The 16,734-nt window shown below is 60.7% G+C and carries 14 protein-coding genes; 5 read left to right on the top strand and 9 right to left on the bottom strand.

From position 1 onward, the window contains the following. Positions 1-104: 104 nt before the first annotated feature. From V1286_RS07785 to pseG, 9 genes are all read right to left on the bottom strand, one after another. A complete protein-coding gene (locus V1286_RS07785; protein ID WP_334478699.1) occupies positions 105-965 on the bottom strand; it encodes a GumC domain-containing protein in 861 nt (286 codons plus the stop codon). A 3-nt stretch (positions 966-968) separates the two neighbouring features. Continuing rightward, positions 969-2,384 carry a DUF6418 domain-containing protein gene (locus tag V1286_RS07780; RefSeq protein ID WP_334478697.1) on the bottom strand — a complete coding sequence of 472 codons (1,416 nt, stop codon included), beginning with the start codon at positions 2,382-2,384 and terminating at the stop codon, positions 969-971. Between the two features lie 91 nt (positions 2,385-2,475). Next, entirely contained in the window at positions 2,476-3,180 is a 705-nt protein-coding gene (locus V1286_RS07775; protein ID WP_334478695.1) for a class I SAM-dependent methyltransferase, read from the bottom strand. 237 nt (positions 3,181-3,417) lie between these two features. After that, positions 3,418-4,293 (bottom strand): hypothetical protein, encoded by an 876-nt coding sequence (locus V1286_RS07770; RefSeq protein WP_334478694.1) that lies wholly within the window; start codon positions 4,291-4,293, stop codon positions 3,418-3,420. A gap of 179 nt (positions 4,294-4,472) precedes the next feature. After that, positions 4,473-5,984, bottom strand: a complete 1,512-nt coding sequence (locus V1286_RS07765) for a lipopolysaccharide biosynthesis protein (protein ID WP_334478692.1) — start codon at positions 5,982-5,984, stop codon at positions 4,473-4,475. A 2-nt stretch (positions 5,985-5,986) separates the two neighbouring features. Continuing rightward, the gene (locus tag V1286_RS07760; RefSeq protein WP_334478691.1) at positions 5,987-7,390 is read right to left on the bottom strand and encodes a surface carbohydrate biosynthesis protein; all 1,404 of its coding nucleotides are present in this window, start codon (positions 7,388-7,390) and stop codon (positions 5,987-5,989) included. Then, complete coding sequence (pseI, locus tag V1286_RS07755; protein ID WP_334478690.1) at positions 7,383-8,492, bottom strand: pseudaminic acid synthase; 1,110 nt, start codon at positions 8,490-8,492, stop codon at positions 7,383-7,385. The genes V1286_RS07760 and pseI overlap by 8 nt, the downstream gene beginning before the upstream one ends. Beyond that, complete coding sequence (locus V1286_RS07750; RefSeq protein ID WP_334478688.1) at positions 8,485-9,135, bottom strand: formyltransferase family protein; 651 nt, start codon at positions 9,133-9,135, stop codon at positions 8,485-8,487. The genes pseI and V1286_RS07750 overlap by 8 nt, the downstream gene beginning before the upstream one ends. A gap of 186 nt (positions 9,136-9,321) precedes the next feature. Then, a complete protein-coding gene (pseG, locus tag V1286_RS07745) occupies positions 9,322-10,434 on the bottom strand; it encodes a UDP-2,4-diacetamido-2,4,6-trideoxy-beta-L-altropyranose hydrolase (protein ID WP_334478686.1) in 1,113 nt (370 codons plus the stop codon). A gap of 186 nt (positions 10,435-10,620) precedes the next feature. Here pseG and V1286_RS07740 point away from each other — a divergent pair, with 186 nt between their 5' ends. The 5 genes from V1286_RS07740 (at position 10,621) to rfbB (ending at position 16,724) form a co-directional block, all read left to right on the top strand. After that, positions 10,621-12,027 carry a capsular polysaccharide export protein, LipB/KpsS family gene (locus V1286_RS07740; RefSeq protein ID WP_334478685.1) on the top strand — a complete coding sequence of 469 codons (1,407 nt, stop codon included), beginning with the start codon at positions 10,621-10,623 and terminating at the stop codon, positions 12,025-12,027. An 11-nt stretch (positions 12,028-12,038) separates the two neighbouring features. After that, positions 12,039-12,788 carry a glycosyltransferase family 2 protein gene (locus tag V1286_RS07735; RefSeq protein WP_334478684.1) on the top strand — a complete coding sequence of 250 codons (750 nt, stop codon included), beginning with the start codon at positions 12,039-12,041 and terminating at the stop codon, positions 12,786-12,788. A 395-nt stretch (positions 12,789-13,183) separates the two neighbouring features. Next, positions 13,184-14,149 (top strand): UDP-glucuronic acid decarboxylase family protein, encoded by a 966-nt coding sequence (locus V1286_RS07730; protein ID WP_334478683.1) that lies wholly within the window; start codon positions 13,184-13,186, stop codon positions 14,147-14,149. A 52-nt stretch (positions 14,150-14,201) separates the two neighbouring features. Beyond that, the gene (locus V1286_RS07725) at positions 14,202-15,599 is read left to right on the top strand and encodes a hypothetical protein (RefSeq protein ID WP_334478682.1); all 1,398 of its coding nucleotides are present in this window, start codon (positions 14,202-14,204) and stop codon (positions 15,597-15,599) included. Positions 15,600-15,611: 12 nt separating this feature from the next. Further along, positions 15,612-16,724: a dTDP-glucose 4,6-dehydratase gene (rfbB, locus tag V1286_RS07720; RefSeq protein WP_334478681.1), complete on the top strand. Its 1,113-nt coding sequence runs from the start codon at positions 15,612-15,614 to the stop codon at positions 16,722-16,724. The last annotated feature ends 10 nt before the right edge of the window (positions 16,725-16,734 follow it).

Below are 16,734 nucleotides of genomic sequence, written 5' to 3'. Positions count from 1 at the left end.
GGCAGCTAAGCACAATCTGACGCAGCCCGTAAATCCTCCGAATGCCCGCTGTCCTCCGCAGAAATTTCGAAACGAAGGTCGTAACAGGCGGCTCGCAGCGCGATTCAATCCGGACGAGCGGCTTTCGATTCGCGAAGCATCGCGCGGAAGAGAAATATCAGGAACACCACCGCTCCGGCAATAATTGCAATCGTAGCGGGTCTGGCGTGCGCGAATCCCGACGATACGTAAAGCTCGTCGAGAGGAGCTGTCGGATAGGTTCTCCATCCGCCAAGTCTTGCCGACAGTGCATTCCGCTCGGAGCGAGCTGCAGCCAGCCTCTGTTCGTTGCGCGAAACGAGATCGGACAGCCACACTCTCCGCAGCGCTACCAACACGGGATCGCCAGACGCTGCCTTTGCATCTTCCTTTGTCAGGACCGCCAATGAGTCCCTGGTCTCCAGCAGGCTGGAGATCGTGGCGTCATAGGTCGCAAGCTGTTCCTTGATATTAGTCTCCAGCGGTCCCTGGATCTTGCGCTGCTCTTCGTTCAGCAGAGCTACCGCAACAGCCACGATGTCGCGCGCCTGCTGGGCGGTGGTTGCCTGCACGCTCACGCCGACCGTGTCGGCGGCGGTATCTTGCCTTGCGGTCAAACTGCCAAAGATCAGTTGCGCAGGCCGGGCCCCTTCGGCGGCGGGAAAATTCATCCCCTGGACCACATGCTGTTTGAACGCGAGGGAATTTATTCGGGAAACCGCGCTCGTCAGGCTGATGGCTTCCCCGCCATCCACTCTTCCGATTCGAATACTTGCCTGGGCCGTATAGACGGTCGGCAACTGCAAGGCGGCAACATATGCGATCAGCATTGAAGCCAGAGGCAGCAAAACGGTCGAAAAAATATTTGCCCTGATCGTTCGGTAAAGGAACGTGAGCAATCCGCTCAGATAGTGATCACCGGGCACAGTGGTTGACGAGACGCTCATGTCCTATGCCTCCTTCTCGGAACCGGCAGAATGACCGGGCAAAACCAAATGCAACCTCCATTTGTCTTCTGTTATATACGCTACCAGCGCAACCGCAACCTTGATCAGGAAGGTCATCTGAACGAACGAATTGACCATCCCTGAAACAATGGTGATCGACAGCGCGAACAATATCGGCGTCAGAAAAAAACACGTCGCAAAACGCTCCTGAATGATACACCGCGTCATCAGGAACATGAATTCGGAGAAGATGATCGCCGATAAAGCTACCAGAGCAAATCCGGCGATGGGTCCACCCAGCTCGAAAAACACCTCCGGCCATCCGCCGGTGTAAGCGGATCCCTGCGCAATGATGTAGTGAGCGCGCTGGAGAGGCAAAGCAAGTTCCATCAGGAACTGCATGGTGGAATTGCGAGCCGGATCGAACGGGTCGACGAACAATTTGTAAGCCGCATGGCTGCTGTTCCAGTCGTTATGCTGAAACACCCGGTCATAGGTCATCCACCACATTTCGCCCTGCTGGATCAGGATTCGCTGCGAGAGCTTCGACAGAAGCACCCCGCCCTCGCCACGCACGACGATGTAGGAATAAGCCACCGCACCAGCGATCAGAACGAGCAGCACAACTCCGCCTACAGCCAGATAGCGCAGCAATTTTCTCGAAGCGATTTCCCCCAAGGATCGAGACTTTGCTTGACGGCCAATCAGGACGGCGCCGATTGGCATGACAAAGAACGACGAGTAGACGTACAAGGACGAGAACCGATGCCCTGCCAGAAACAGGTACAGAATCAGGGCTCCGAACAGTGCGCCGAAACGGCGGTCCGATGGCTCGTCGTGCAGCAGGGGAATGGCGAAGAATATGCCGAGCTGGAACACCAGCATGGGGCCCCATTCCAGCAGGCGGTGATGCAACGAACCGCCGTATAGCCGCGTGTAATCGAAGCGCTCGATACCGGCAAACAGCGGGATCGGGCCTCTCACCAATAGCTCCACCCAGAGTGCGACGACAAAAAGCGCGGCAGCCAGGAACGCAAGGTCGGAGAGCGAGAACCGTCCGGGAGGCAGCCGGCTCGCCAACCCCGACTCGTCCGGGCCGACGAGTTGCAGCACCCGCTGCCGTCGAAACGAAAACAGCAACGCGATGACGACGATCCCCTGCGAAATCGCAATCGGCAAGACGGAAACACCGGGCCCGATCTCCAGCGCCAACTGGTCGGAAAAAATCGGCCCGAACACATCGATGTAGAGGACCGAGACGAGCCTCCAGGCAAAAGCAAATAGAACAAAGAAGAAGATCATGCCGAGCCCGGGACGCTTTACTGCGATCCACAGACTCACGCTCACGAAAATGGCGACCGCTGCCACGCTCGCCAGTGCGGCAAGCAGAGAACCAGAATCCACCGCGGAGCCTATCACGCCATCATCCCATCCGATTCGCAAACCCAGCATAAGTCAGAGGCGCCGGATGCCTGTTTCCTATGAGTCCGGACAGCGAAGCAACGAACCGTCAGCGAGGCTCCCAGGCATACAAGAGCCCATCATTGTGCAAGGTAGGTGCAAATCCCATACGCTCCCGGGCCAGGACGCGGATTCGCCCCTGTGCATCCAGCGTGTCGAGCAATTTGAAGAGACGTGTCTGATAATCCATCGACCGAATATAAACACGGCTGGCGAGGTCACGCGGCTGAGACAGGTTGAGCATGTCGACGCCCGGCTCGATATTCACCACGCGGGCAGGCTTTGCCCGAGCGATGTTTTCGATCACCGATTCCACGGCATAGGGAATCTGCTCGATGCAGAAATACGTGAAAACGGTGCCGCCCGCCAGCTCGCTGAAACGAGGATCGCCGGCATCGGTGAGGTCGATCCGGTCGAAACTCACGCGGTCGTCGAGCTTGAAATGGCTTGCGATCTGCCGACCCGCCTCAATACCATTTGGCGCAATATCGAAGCCACGCAGCTTGGTCCAATGCCGATCAAGGCTCAACGAGAACAGGTTCGCGCCGTAGCCGGCGCCGAGTTCGAGCAGCGACGTCGCTTCGCCTGCATGCTTGGCGATCAGTTCCGACAGCGCGCCGATCCGGTATCGGTAATAGTCCCTGGCAGTTATTCTGACGATTCGGCCATCGACCTTCGCGAGGCGCGGCGCCGTGCTCTGCCCGATCAGGAACTCCTCAAGCGTTCGCCCTAGCCAGGCACGCTGATTGAGCACCCGGTCCCATTCGCCGGAATTATACTCGGAATCGACGACGTCATTTGTCCGCCGGACGTTCTTGAATGCCAGCCGGCGGAGACTGCGCGCGAGATCGATCGTATAGGCCCGCGACAAATCCAATCGGGACGCCGGCGTCACGTCAGGTTCGAATTTCACGGAACTTCCCCTCGGCAATTGCCGGATGCCAAAGTACTGACCGACCGCTGTCGGCGACGACCCGGTGTGGATAGCCGATCAAAGGCCCAAGATCAATTTCTGCAATGCAGACGTGTCGGGTGTGGGGGAAAACGGCCGGTTCTTTGCACCTGGGTACATGCGCGGAAAAGCAAAGAAGGTGGCCGTGTAAAGCAGCCTGCCGTGCCCCGGCGCCATCCGGCTCCCCATGTGCAGGCATTTCGCGGTATCCACCATGAACGACGCAAGACGGGGCGCCTTCATCACCTTGACGTCGCCGCGCGGAACCTTGCCGAAGACGCGATCATCGGGGAAATGGCTGCCTAGTAACGGAAAGCCGAATTTGTCGGTCGACTGCCGTGGCAGGAACGTGAACGGTCCGTCGCCGTCCTGCTCGACATCGGTGAGATAGCTGAAGAGCTTGATCACCCTGACGTCATCATGGTCGCGATGCCAGAGTTGCGAAGATGCCAGCTCCTCACCGGTATGACGCGAATATGACAACAAGACATAATCGAGCCAGGGCATCTCACCAAGCGCCGTTGCGACAACATTGATCACCGCCGGCTGCAACGCATACTGAACGAAAATATTATCGGCGCTGAGCTTGCCGTCCTTCATCTCGGCGTCGAGCAGCCGAACCCAGAATTTCTTCCAGTTCGACGCTTGCTTGGCTTCAGCGTTCTCGATGTCGCCAAGCCTCGCCATGCCGGCTTGGGCGAATTGCTGCTGCACGGCCGGATCCATCAATTCAGTGACGATCGCATACCCGTTGCGATTCAATTCTTCGGCCTTGTTTCTTTCGGCCGCGGCGACATTCAGCAGTTGCGCCTGGCGCCGTCGCTCACGCTTCTCGCCGAGATGCCATGCGCTGACGCCGGACTTGACCGCATAACGAAGCGGCGAACGGTTCACATGCCACAACGCTCTGGACATCAATCCCATCTTGGCGCACCCGACTTATGCTGAAGATCAAGACACGTCACTCACCCTCCATTGGCCCGGGACGTGCGGGCGTTTCCATAGCAAAATCAACCAGCACGGGCAAGAAGCCCACTCTGTCTCACCGGGGCGGGAACCTTGATTCCGTCAAAAGACGCGAAGAAATTCCGCCGTCAGGAACGCGGGCCCATCGCGCGGGCAAACCTGCCAAACATCGCACGATCGCTCCCCGACAGGATAATCGCCCCGCTCAATGCCCAGGCGACAATGCAGCACAGCCCGCCAACGATCGCGAGGGCTATCAGACTGCCGGGATCAAAGAACATCTTGCTAACCATGACGAGGCCCGCAAGTATCGACCCAACGAGCACATGTCTTGCGAGCTGTCCCCAAAACAGGGAACCAGGAAGTTTCATGTGCGAAAGCATGTGGTGGGCGATCACGGGCGCGAAGACGACGTAAGAGACCACCCAGCCCAGGATGAAGGCCCGCTCGCGAAACCAGTAAAGTCCGAGCCCGGTCACCAGATATTGCAGTCCAACCTGCAAATAGAGCAGCCGCGTATTGAAGCGCAGAAAATCTGATCTCACCATCAACGCCGTTTGCCCTGCACCCAGCATCACCGTTATGGCCGGAATCAACATCGAGATGGCGAGCCAGGGCCACTGGTCGGAATGTTGCGGGCCAACCCACACCTTGAGGATCTCTCCCGAAAAAAGCGCCGCCACAACCAGGACGGGAACGATGACGGCTCCCGGCAGGACGAGCCCGTTGCGGCCAAGCATTTGCAGCCGGCGCGTGTCCGTTGCTTCATCGATGTGGGTAGAAATCGGAAGAATGGCGGACTGAAGCGGCGCCATCGTCGTTTTCAGGAAGCGAGGCAACCGGGTAATCAGATCATACGTCCCGACCTCGGCGGGGCCGAACAACGCACCGATCGCAAGCGGAACCAACGGTTGCTGCAAGATGCCCGCGATTCGATTGTTGAGCATCAGCCAGCAACGATGAAGGATGCCTCGCCGGCTGACGGCGGTCCATGAGCAAAACCGGAGAGAGGTAGCGGATGCGGCGCGGCAAACCACACCCGCCAGCACGAGATATTTGGCGACCGTCACCGCGAGATAGGAATAGGCAATCCACTCGAACGGCGCCCCCTGCCATACCAGCGCGTAAACGGCTACGACATACAACACGTTGCCGCCCACTTCGGTCAGACGCAGCCAGCCGTATTGTTCAAATCCCTTGAGTGCTCCCTCCGCGACAAGGCCCAGGAACGCGATTGGAAGCACCAGCGCCGTGACATTGAGGATGGAGATAAACGCACCAGCCTGATCGGGAACAACCTTGAAGATCGTCGCGAGCGACCCGGCGGCAATCCAGAGCGCCGCGCCTGAGACAATTCCCATGGCAGCGGCGATCACGGTGAGCAGCGATACCTTTTCGCTCGCAGCGACCCAGTCGCCAACATGCCCCCGCGCTACCGCCTGGGTCGTGGTCTCCGACACACCGAGATCGAACAATGCCAAAAAACCAGTCGGCAGGAACGCACGCACAAGCACGATCAAGCCCAGCACGGCCAGGCCGTATGACCTTGCAATCAATCCAACCGCAAACAAGCCGAGTACGCCCGCCAGCGCGTAGGCGACCGCCGAGATTGCTGTGTTTTGAACGAATCGACGCAGCACGATCAGACCGCTTCCGCTAACTGCAGGCTTGCCCCGCTCAATGCCCTCGACATCCGGCGCGAGCTACCGGTGGCCGGTTGAACGACAAAATGCCGGCCATCTCCCGATGCGGCGCAGATGCGCCGCAGTGCCGAATTCACCATCTCCGGCGAAAATGCCTTGCCGATGCGCCGGCGTTCGCTTTCCGGAGCGCTATAGCTGCGGCGCAGCGCCGAACTTGCCTTGTACCCGAGCGCCCGCCGGACCGCTTCTGCCGCAACACCGCGCAGCGACGCCCGCGGCAGCGCGGAGGTATCGCGTTTTCCGCCGCTTGCTGTCGCGATCGCATCGAGAATCGCCGAGGTGACACGCGAGGAACTCGCGCCGTCGACGGCTGTAAAGAGATCACCGATGATTTGCTGCCGAAATTGCTCGGTTTCCCGGGCAACCGGGGACAACCGGCCATCGAGCCCCTGCCGCACCAGTTCGATCAGATCGGATTCGGATCCGGCGCCACGGCTGACCCGTGTCGCTGCGTCCAGCCGCAACGACGGCGTATTGAACCACTCCATGCTCAAGGGTTCCACCTTCAGCATCGTGGCCTCGATCGCGGTGGAGCAATTTTGATGAACCAGCAAGCGCGCGCCGCTGATCCACTCCAGCGACGTGCCGTCCTGGCGCACGTGAAAATTCGGCAATTCGGCGAGCACATCGTAGGAGGCAATGTTCTCGAACGGATGCGGGCGCAGGACAAACTGGACATCGCTGAAATGCTTCGCCAGCTTCAGCGACGTCTCGAGCACCGACCGGTAGGCTTTGCCGGCGTCGGCAACGAACTGGCGCGCGAACTCCCGCGAAAACCCCGCCTGCACCATCGAATCTTCCTCAGCCGACGAACTGTCGGAAAAACGCGGATTGGCGACAGGAAAATTGGTGTTGATGAGGACGTAGCCCGGCTCGAGCGGCGGTCTTGGAAGCGCAGCGCGCCAGGGCGCCGCGCAGAAATCGTAACGGGGGCACCCTGTCGCATGCAACAGCGCCGCCGGCACCGTGCCGCGACGCAGGAACGCCGCATGCTGCGCCTGCCCCCAGACGCAATAGAGATCCACGAGATCGGTGCAGCCGACGCTCTGGACCATCTCGGCAAATTGATCCGGGTTCTTGCCGCCGATCCCCTCGGTATCAAGCACGCCGACCAGAATTCCCGCGCGCTTGTAGGCCTTGATCAGATCGGCATTGTTGGGCCTTGTATAATTCACCAGCACCAGATCCGGACGCAGCGCCGGCACGTCGAATCCCTGCTCATACATCGGTACCAGGGTGACGGTCGCCCCTTTGGTCGCGAGTTGCCGACCCAGCAATACCAGTCCCTCGAGATCGCGAAGCGGGTTATCGACGATCAGGCAGACATGCGGCTTGTCAGGCACGAGCGCCTCTCGGCAGTTCCCGCGACGGCGCCACATCGTCGTCGGCCGGCGTCAGGAGCTCCCAACTCATCGGCGTGCCGCGGCGCACCGCGCGGCCCACGCGCATGCCGATCAGGCTCTCGAAATATTTGGGCGGCAGACCCAGGCCCGGACGGATGATTCTCAAATTACCTTCCGTCAGGGCGTCACCGGCGGCAAGGTCCTCGGCCACATACAGCGAACGGCGAAAGATTTGCGACTTATGCTCTTTTTCGGTCAATCCGTAAAAGACTTGGCCCAGCGCCATCCAGGCGCGCTCGGTCTCGACCACCAACGCCGCCATTTCGTCGGGTTCCATGGAGAACGTCGAATCGACCCCGCCGTCGGCGCGCGACAGCGTAAAATGCTTTTCGATGACACTGGCGCCGAGCGCAACGCTCGCCACGCCCGCCCCGATGCCGAAGGTGTGGTCCGACAGTCCCACCTCGCACCCGAACAACGCACGCATATGCGGGATCGTCAGGAGATTGGTATCGGAAGCCGCTGCCGGATAGGTGCTCGTGCATTTGAGCAGCACCAGATCGTTGCAGCCGGCCTCCCTCGCGCAGCGAACGGCTTCGTCGATGTCGGCGACGGTCGCCATGCCCGTTGAGATGATCATCGGCTTGCCGGTCGCGGCAACCTTGCGGATGAGAGGCAGATCCGTGTTCTCGAACGACGCGATCTTGTAGCAGGACACGCCGAGCTGCTCGAGAAAATCGACAGCCGACGCATCGAACGGCGTCGAAAACGGAATCATGCCGAGCGACCGTGCGCGTTCGAAGATCGGGGCGTGCCACTCCCACGGCGTGTGCGCTTCCTGGTAGAGCTTGTGGAGCGATCTGCCCTTCCACAGGCTGTTGGGATCGTCGATGAAGAACTCGTCGCGGCTGAGGTTCAACGTCATCGTGTCGGCGGTATAGGTCTGCAATTTCAGCGCATGCGCCCCGGACTTGGCGGCGGCATCGACGATTGCCAGCGCGCGGTCGAGCGATTGATTGTGGTTGCCCGACATTTCCGCGATGATGAACGGCTGGTGCGAGCGGCCAATCGCGCGGCCCGCAATCATGATTGTTTCACTCATCGGAAGCTCCAGCTTTTTCAATACGTACGAGATAGCGACGGCCGCGCAGATCGAAAAATGCCGGAAAGCGCTGCGGGTCCGCTACCCTCAACAGGTCGAATTGCTCGGCGATCGAGCGCGACGGATCGAGCCGGGAGTCCTCCAGCGTGCGACGGCGATAATAGCTCGGCGGCCGGTCATCCTGAGGCACGGGCTTTCCGGACCCGATGATCTCGAGCGCATGGTCCATCAATTCCAGCTCGATGGCGAACAGTCCCGCGTTGATCTCGTCGCTCAGCTCGTGCCCTTCGAGCACCAGGTGCCGCTGCGCCCAGATAGCGCCGGTATCAACCGGGTCCTGTGCCTCGATCAGGGACACGACGATGCGATTCTTTCCCTCGAGTATCTGCCAAATGTGCGGGGACCAGCCGCGTCCCTCCGGAAGATCGCTCGCGTGAATGACGAGGGTCGCTCCATATTTCTGCCGATCCTCCGGCGAGATGATCTCATGGCACGAGATGAGGAAGAGGATGTCTCCGCCGGTCAGCTCTCCTTTTTGCCGAACCAGTTCGACCCGGTGATTGGCCGCAGCGCCCCTTACCCACTGCTCCAGATGCGGATAGACGGGGTGCGTCGTGCTCGAGCAGAGAACTGAAACCTTCATTATCGACCATCACTGGCGATTCCGCGGAATTGTGGAACCCTGCCGGAGCGCAATTAGCATAGAAAATTCGGTCAAACACCAATTAAGAACATCTGCGGCCATGGCTGGAATTGGCCTGTATCGGCCGCTGCTAATCGCCCCAAGCCACGTTTCCCGCCTCCGCCGCCCTTCGGCTGCCGGCCGGCGCTAGACGCTCTCCAGCGATCGCATCGCCTCCCGCACCCGGGAAGTGCCCAGCCCGTCGACAAGCGCCCGTGCGGCCTCTCCCATCGCGCGTGTCCGCGCCGGATCGTCCAGCATCGACCGAAGGGTTCCCGCAATCTGATCCACCGTGACCGAAGGCGCCGAACCGAGATAGGCGACCGCGCCGCAACCGGCAAGCGCTGTCAACGCACCGGTCTGATTGTCGGCGATATCAACCGCGATGGTTGGCAGCGCGAGACAGCAGCGTTCCCAGCTCATCACGCCGCCCGCCCCGATCGCCAGGTCCGCGCGCGTCATCAGTTCGGCCATGTTGTCCGCGCCACGATGCAACTCGGCGAGCGGCATTTCCCGGCAAAGAGCCGAAATCGAATCGGTGTGCGGATTGCTCAGGCCGACCGCAACGTCGACGGCAAGCCAGGGCAGCGACAGGCTTTGGATGGCGGACAATGCCTTCGCGGTCTCATTGCCGGGATCGGAGCCGCCGTAGCACACGAGGATGCGACCTACCTTGCCACTGCGCCCGATCAGCGATTTGCGCTGCCCGGCGAATTCCGGACGAAGCAATGCACAGGCCGGACCCAGCAGCGGCCGGCATGCCGGAGGCAAGCGACCGCGGTAACGGCGCTCCATGTTGAGAACCAGATTCTGGTCGAGCAGGAGGTCGCAATCGTGATCCCGATCGGCAAGATCATCGATCGCAAGGATGCGAGGCGCCCGCTGGCGCTGCATGTGCTCCCATTTCGCGTCGAGTGCATAATGGTCGACGACGAGCCAGTCGACGGGCCCGATGCGATCGACCGCCTCCAGCGTCTGTTCGGCGTCCTTCTGCCAGGTCGTCGGCAGCCAGTGCGCATGAGCGGTTCCGTCCGCCGCCGGAGCGTCCGGCCGGCGGTCGGGATCCGTCAGCAGCCGCGCCGAATGCCCCTCGCCTTCGATCAGGCCTGTCAGGCGAGCCGCATGGCTGCGCAACAGGAAGAATACGTTTGCACCGTCGTCGGCCAAATCGCGGGCCAGGCTGAGACACCTCATGAGATGTCCCATGCCCATTTCGGTGGAAGCATCGACGCGGAATACGACCCGTTGCACCGCGTTCATCACACTGGCCTTCAATATTTCCGGATCGTCTGGTTGCGGAGAGGTCGACCCGTCACAATGGCCGTGCTATCCGCCGACCCACGAACCAGCCGCCATGCCCGGTCCAGGCTGCGCCGGAGCGCCACTTGAACCATTGCGCCACACTCTATAATCCCGAACAACAGCAAAGCAACATTCCGGCAAGGCATGCCCCCGAGCAACGACGACATTATCCTGATCACGACGCTGGCCGAATATCAGACCCGGTTCTGGCTTCCCGTGGCGCAGCGATTGCGCAGCGCCGGGCGCGAGGTGCAACTGCTCGCTTTTGACGATCGCAGCTCGGAAATGGCGGAGGCGCAGGGCGGTCCTGTCGTCAACATGTACCGGACCGGCCTTCAGGGCGGCGCGCCGGTCGACGACCAGAGCGCCTTCGCGGCAAGGATCGCCGATTACGGCCTGGACGGAACGAACTTCCTGTTCAGCCACGAGCGCGTCACGTTCGGGATTCGCGATACCGCCGCGCTGCGCCGGCGGTTCATGATCTACAGCAACGCGATGGAAGTCGTGCTCGATCGGCTGGCGGCCGCCGGGCGGCAGGCGGTTGCGGTTCAGGAACTCGGCGGATTCCTCTCGGTGATCGCCTGCTTCTACGCCGCGAAGAAGCGCAGTGTCCGGAACTGGTTCATTGAGCCGTCGTTCTTTCGCGGCAGGCTTTACTATACGCCGGACAGCTTGGCTGCTCCCGATACGATGCGGACGCCGGCGGACGCAGTCTCCACCGACGTGCGCGCCTACCTCAACGAAACCCTGCGGCAGCAATCCATTGTGATTCCGCAAAAGGACCGTCACCAATATTCGGCGGCGTTCAACAAGATCGCCAACGCGCGGAACGCACGCCGCCTGGTCGAGAAGCTCTGGGACCAGTTCGCACTCGGCAAGCATCAGGAGTTCGGACATAACCTCCGCCATGCCCGCGCGCATGCCGCCATGGCGGTCGGCGCGATGCGGCTGCGGAAACTCTATCGCCCGATGCCGGACGCGCCGTTCGTCTACTACCCCCTGCATGTGCCGGCCGACATGGCGCTGACGCTCCGCTCGCCCGAATATCTCGACCAGGTCGCGACCATCGATTTCCTGCTGCGCACCATTCCCGATACGCACGTTCTCGTGGTGAAGGAGCATCCGGCCCAGATCGGCGCGATTCCCGCCGGCCGCCTGTTCGAACTCGCACGCCGCTTCGATAATTTCATTCTGCTGCCGCCGCAGACCAACAATTACACGGTGCTTGGCCGCACCGACGCGATCGTCTCGGTCAACAGCAAATCGGGTGCCGAAGCGGTACTGCTCGGCAAGCCCGTCGTGGTGATGGGCGATGCGTTCTATCGCTCCTGCCCGCTGGTCTTCGCCGTCGATCGCCTTGCGGACGTTCCGCAGCGGCTTCGCGACGCGCTGGCCGCGACGCCGTTCAACCCTGCCGATACCGCGCCCTATTTCGAAACCGCCTGGCGGCAATCGTTTCCCGGCGAACTCTATATCAGCGATTCCAAGCAGCTCGACACATTTGCGGCTTCGTTGCTCTCTGCGATCGCCGAACCGCGCCGCGCGGGTTGAAAGGCTTCTCCATGCCGCTCGTTTCGATCATCACCCCATCGTGGAACGTTGCGCCACTGATCAGCGAGACCATCGCCTCCGTTCAGGCCCAGACGATGACGGACTGGGAGCTATTGATCGCCGATGACTGTTCGACGGACCAGACTGCCACGATCGTGGAAAGCCACGCGGCGCAGGATCCGCGGGTCAAGCTGATCCGCCAGCCCCGTAACGGAGGCCCGGCACTTGCCCGCCAGGCCGCGATCGAGCGGGCGCAGGGCCGCTTCATCGCGTTTCTCGACAGTGACGATCTGTGGCTGCCCGGCAAGCTCGAGCGGCAGATCGCCTTCGCGCAGCAAAAGCGTGCGGCGCTGAGCTATACGGCGTTTCGCCGCATCAATGAGACGGGATCGATCACCGGCCGCCTGATCGAGGTGCCGGCCTCGCTGAACTATGAGCAGTTGCTCAAGAACACCTCGATCGCCACCCTGACCGCGCTCGTCGACCGCGACGTCGCGGGCAACATTGCCATGAAGAACGAACCGTATGACGATTTCTGTCTCTGGCTGAACATCCTCAAGCCGGGACATGTTGCCCACGGGCTCAACGAGGACCTCGCCCGCTACCGCGTGCGGGGCTCATCGGTTTCCAGCCGCCCGCTCCGGTCCGCCGGCTGGGTCTGGCACATCTACCGCAACGTGGAGCAGCTTTCACCGATCAAATCCGCTTGGTGCTTCGCGCATTGGGCTGCGCGCGCCTGGCTGAAGCGGCGAGAGTTCTGATGAAGGATACCGCCGAAACCGTTTCGGATTCGAGGCAATCGACCGATTCCGAGACCGGATATAAAGCGTAGCATCGATGCCCCATCCGCCGCCTCCCGCCCCTTCGGGCGACCGGTCTGGCCGTTCGTGCAGCCAGCGCGGCTAAAACCGGCCAGAAACTCGCGCCGCTGGTTAGGTCAAGCAGGAACTCGCTCCATCGGCGGTTGGCTCCCCGCTGCAAGGCCGAGCAAGCAGCTCTACCAGGGACTTACCAGGGGATTCCGGTATTATGACACCGCAACCCTGGACAATGCTATTGGCGATCTTTGTCGTTGCCGATACCACTCCGCCAGCCTTCATCACAGGACGTGAAGCAAGCTGCCCGCCCGAAGCGAAGCCCCAACCCGGGAATCATGATGTCGTTTGACCGAAACTACAAAGACAGCCGCATCCTCGTCACCGGCGGCGCAGGCTTCATCGGATCCCACCTCAGTGAGCGGCTGCTTGCCGCGGGCGCGGAAGTGGTGTGTGCGGACAACTACTTCACCGGCAGCCGCAAGAACATTGCCCACCTGCTGGCAAACCCGATGTTCGAGGCGATCCGGCACGACGTGACGTTTCCGCTCTATATCGAGGTCGACGCGATCTTCAACCTGGCCTGCCCGGCTTCCCCGATCCACTATCAGCGCGATCCGGTGCAGACCACCAAGACCAGCGTGCATGGCGCGATCAACATGCTCGGTCTCGCCAAGCGTCTGCGGGCACCGATCTTTCAGGCCTCGACCAGCGAGGTCTATGGCGACCCCCTGATCCATCCGCAGACCGAGGATTACTGGGGCAACGTCAATCCGATCGGGATTCGCTCGTGTTACGACGAAGGCAAGCGCTGCGCCGAAACCCTGTTTTTCGACTACTGGCGGCAACATGCCTTGCCGATCAAGGTTGCGCGCATCTTCAATACCTATGGTCCGCGGATGCAGCCCAACGACGGCCGCGTCGTTTCATCCTTCATCGTCCAGGCGCTGAAGGGCGACCCGATCACCGTGTTCGGAGACGGCGGCCAAACCCGGTCGTTCTGCTATGTCGACGATCTTGTCGAGGCGATTGCCCGGCTGATGCTGACCGGCGAGGATTGCACCGGACCGATCAATCTCGGCAACAATTCGGAATTCACCATTCTGGAACTGGCCGAGAAAGTGATCAGTTACACGAATTCGCGCTCGACGCTCATTTTCAAACCGCTGCCGCAGGATGATCCGCGGCAACGCCAGCCCGATCTCTCCAAGGCGAAGGCGCTGCTGAATTGGGAACCGAAGGTCGCACTCGCCGATGGTCTGAAGGAAACCATCGCTTATTTCAGGCACTCGCTCGAACTGTCATAGGTCGGACAGAGCCAATTTCGTTTCAGTTACCCCGCGTGGCGGCGCGATGTCCATGATGCATACGTTAGAAAGCAAGCGCGCTCCGGACATTATGGAACGCATTCGACTGGCGTCCGGCTCGCGCTTCAGCCTGTGCGTGCTGGTGTGCCTTCATATCGTCATTTGCTGCGTCTCGCTGGCCCAGGTTGCGCATTGGCAATCGTACATGCTGTACGATGCCGCCCGGCTCCACTACGCGATCGCTGCTGTCCTGGCGTTTTCGACCGTCTCGCTGCTCTTCATATTCGTCCGCTTCAGCTTTGGTTACGTCATCGGCTTCAGCCTGTTCACGATGGTTCTCGGCTTCATCTGGCTCAATAACTTCTCCAAGTTCAATTACGATCACTGGCTGGCGGGCCTTTCGGCCGCTGCGTCGGCGCTGCTGTTTCTGCTGCCCGCCCTGCTCATCAACGCGCCTGTCAAGCAAGTGTATGCGCTGTCACCTCGCGGCCTCGAGTACTTTCTGAAATTCACTCTGGTGCTGGCGCTGGGTACGATCGTCGCGGCTTCATTCTACAATTTCAGACTGGTGTCGATCAGGCAGATCTACGATTTTCGCAACGAACTCTATTTTCCGGCGCCGATACGTTACCTGACCGGAATTGCGTCTACCGTGCTGCTGCCGTTCGCCTGCGCCTGTTATCTGGCGCTCAATCGCCGCTGGTGGGCTACCGTACCGCTCATTCTGATGCTGCTGTTCTATCCGATCACGCTGAGCAAATTTGCGCTTTTTTCGACGACGTGGTTCATTGTCGTGCTGGTGCTGTCGAGGATTTTCGAGGCGAGGGCTGCAGCCATCCTGTCGATCTTGCTGCCGATGCTTCTCGGCGTGATCCTGATCGCAGCGTACCTCAACGACTATACGCAGTATTACTTCGGCGTGGTGAATATCCGGATGATGGCGACCCCATCCAGCGCCATGGACGTCTACAACGACTTCTTCTCAAGTCACCCGCTCACCTGGTTCTGCCAGATATCGTTCCTGAAGCCATTGATGAGTTGTCCCTATCAGGAGCAGCTGTCGGTGGTGATGGAAGAGGCCTATCAGCTCGGCAAGTTCAATGCATCCCTGTTTGCGACAGAGGGCATCGCCTCGGTGGGGCTGTATTTCGCGCCACTGACGGCCTTGGTGTGTGGGTTTGTCATAGCGATCGGCAATCGGGTGTCCGCGGAACTTCCGCCGCGCTTCGTCCTGATGTCAAGCGCGCTGCTTCCCCCGGCCTTTCTCAATGTCCCCTTTACGACGGCACTTTTAACACATGGCGCCGGGATTCTGTTCCTGCTGTGGTACATCATGCCGCGCGCGATGTTCCAGACAGGTCGAACCGGCGGCGTCCCCGATCAGGCGCAAGGGAATCACATTGTCGAAAATGCATCTCGCCTCGCAAAACTATCGTCGCACGCGAGCTGACCGGAGACCTCGATGCAAAACGTTTTAATCACGGGCGGCGCCGGCTTCATCGGGCAAAACCTGGTGCATGCGTGGCGCGCCGCGCGGCCGGCGGATCGGCTGGTGGTGGTCGACGCAATGACCTATGCGGCCAACATACGAAGCCTCGAACCGCTGATCGCTGACCGCAGCATCCAGTTCGTCAATGGCGACATTTGTAATGCAGCGCTGATGCAGAGGCTGTTCGAAGAGCACAAGTTCACGCGCGTGGCGCATCTGGCTGCGGAGTCGCATGTCGACCGGTCGATCAGCGATCCAGAGGCCTTCCTGCAAACCAACGTGCTCGGCACCTTCACCTTGCTGAAGGCTGCGCTGGATGCGTGGCGGACAAGCGCGACGCTCGGCAGCGCTCGCTTCCTGCATGTCTCGACCGACGAGGTCTATGGCTCGCTCGGCTTTGCCGATCCTGCCTTCACCGAATCCTCGCCTTATCGCCCGAACTCGCCCTACGCGGCGAGCAAGGCGTCAAGCGATCATCTTGTTCGCGCGTTTGTCGCGACATACGGCATGCCGGCGCTGATCACGAACTGCTCCAACAATTATGGACCCTATCAGCATCCGGAAAAACTGATCCCGCTGATGATCATCCATGCTTTGGAAGGCAAGCCGCTGCCGGTTTACGGCGACGGGTCCAATGTCCGCGACTGGATGCATGTTTCCGATCACTGCGACGCGCTGATGAACGTGATCGAGCGGGGCCGCAGCGGCGAAACCTACAATGTCGGCGGTGGTAACGAGCTTAACAACCGCGACGTCGTCGGCCTGATCTGCGACGCGATCGACCATGCCTTCGCCTCAAGTCCCGACCTCGCGACGCGCTTTCCATCCTGTCCGGCCGCATCGGACCGCTCTTGCCGGATGCTCATCAGCTTTGTGACCGACCGCCCGGGTCACGATCATCGCTATGCGATCAACGCCGCCAAGCTGGCAGACGAACTCGGCAGCCGTTGCAGCATGGGTTTCGAAAGCGGGCTGACGCAGACGGTGCGCTGGTATCTCGACCATGAGGAATGGTGGCGCGACGTCACCAGCGGCGCCTACAAGGCCTGGATCGACAAGAATTACGGCTTCCGGATCGCGGTCTAGCCAGTCACGC

Origin of the sequence: Bradyrhizobium algeriense (genome assembly GCF_036924595.1) — a bacterium.
GTDB classification, from domain to species: Bacteria; Pseudomonadota; Alphaproteobacteria; order Rhizobiales; family Xanthobacteraceae; genus Bradyrhizobium; species Bradyrhizobium algeriense.
This window is presented reverse-complemented; position numbering and strand designations above follow the sequence as displayed.

Excerpts from the sequence above, each read along its gene's own strand:
- rfbB (WP_334478681.1), top strand. The coding sequence starts at position 15,612 with ATGCAAAACGTTTTAATCACGGGCGGCGCCGGCTTCATCGGGCAAAAC.
- V1286_RS07725 (WP_334478682.1), top strand. The coding sequence starts at position 14,202 with ATGATGCATACGTTAGAAAGCAAGCGCGCTCCGGACATTATGGAACGC.
- V1286_RS07740 (WP_334478685.1), top strand. The coding sequence starts at position 10,621 with ATGCCCCCGAGCAACGACGACATTATCCTGATCACGACGCTGGCCGAA.
- pseG (WP_334478686.1), bottom strand. The coding sequence starts at position 10,434 with ATGAACGCGGTGCAACGGGTCGTATTCCGCGTCGATGCTTCCACCGAA.
- V1286_RS07735 (WP_334478684.1), top strand. The coding sequence starts at position 12,039 with ATGCCGCTCGTTTCGATCATCACCCCATCGTGGAACGTTGCGCCACTG.
- V1286_RS07785 (WP_334478699.1), bottom strand. The coding sequence starts at position 965 with ATGAGCGTCTCGTCAACCACTGTGCCCGGTGATCACTATCTGAGCGGA.
- pseI (WP_334478690.1), bottom strand. The coding sequence starts at position 8,492 with ATGAGTGAAACAATCATGATTGCGGGCCGCGCGATTGGCCGCTCGCAC.
- V1286_RS07750 (WP_334478688.1), bottom strand. The coding sequence starts at position 9,135 with ATGAAGGTTTCAGTTCTCTGCTCGAGCACGACGCACCCCGTCTATCCG.
- V1286_RS07770 (WP_334478694.1), bottom strand. The coding sequence starts at position 4,293 with ATGTCCAGAGCGTTGTGGCATGTGAACCGTTCGCCGCTTCGTTATGCG.
- V1286_RS07730 (WP_334478683.1), top strand. The coding sequence starts at position 13,184 with ATGTCGTTTGACCGAAACTACAAAGACAGCCGCATCCTCGTCACCGGC.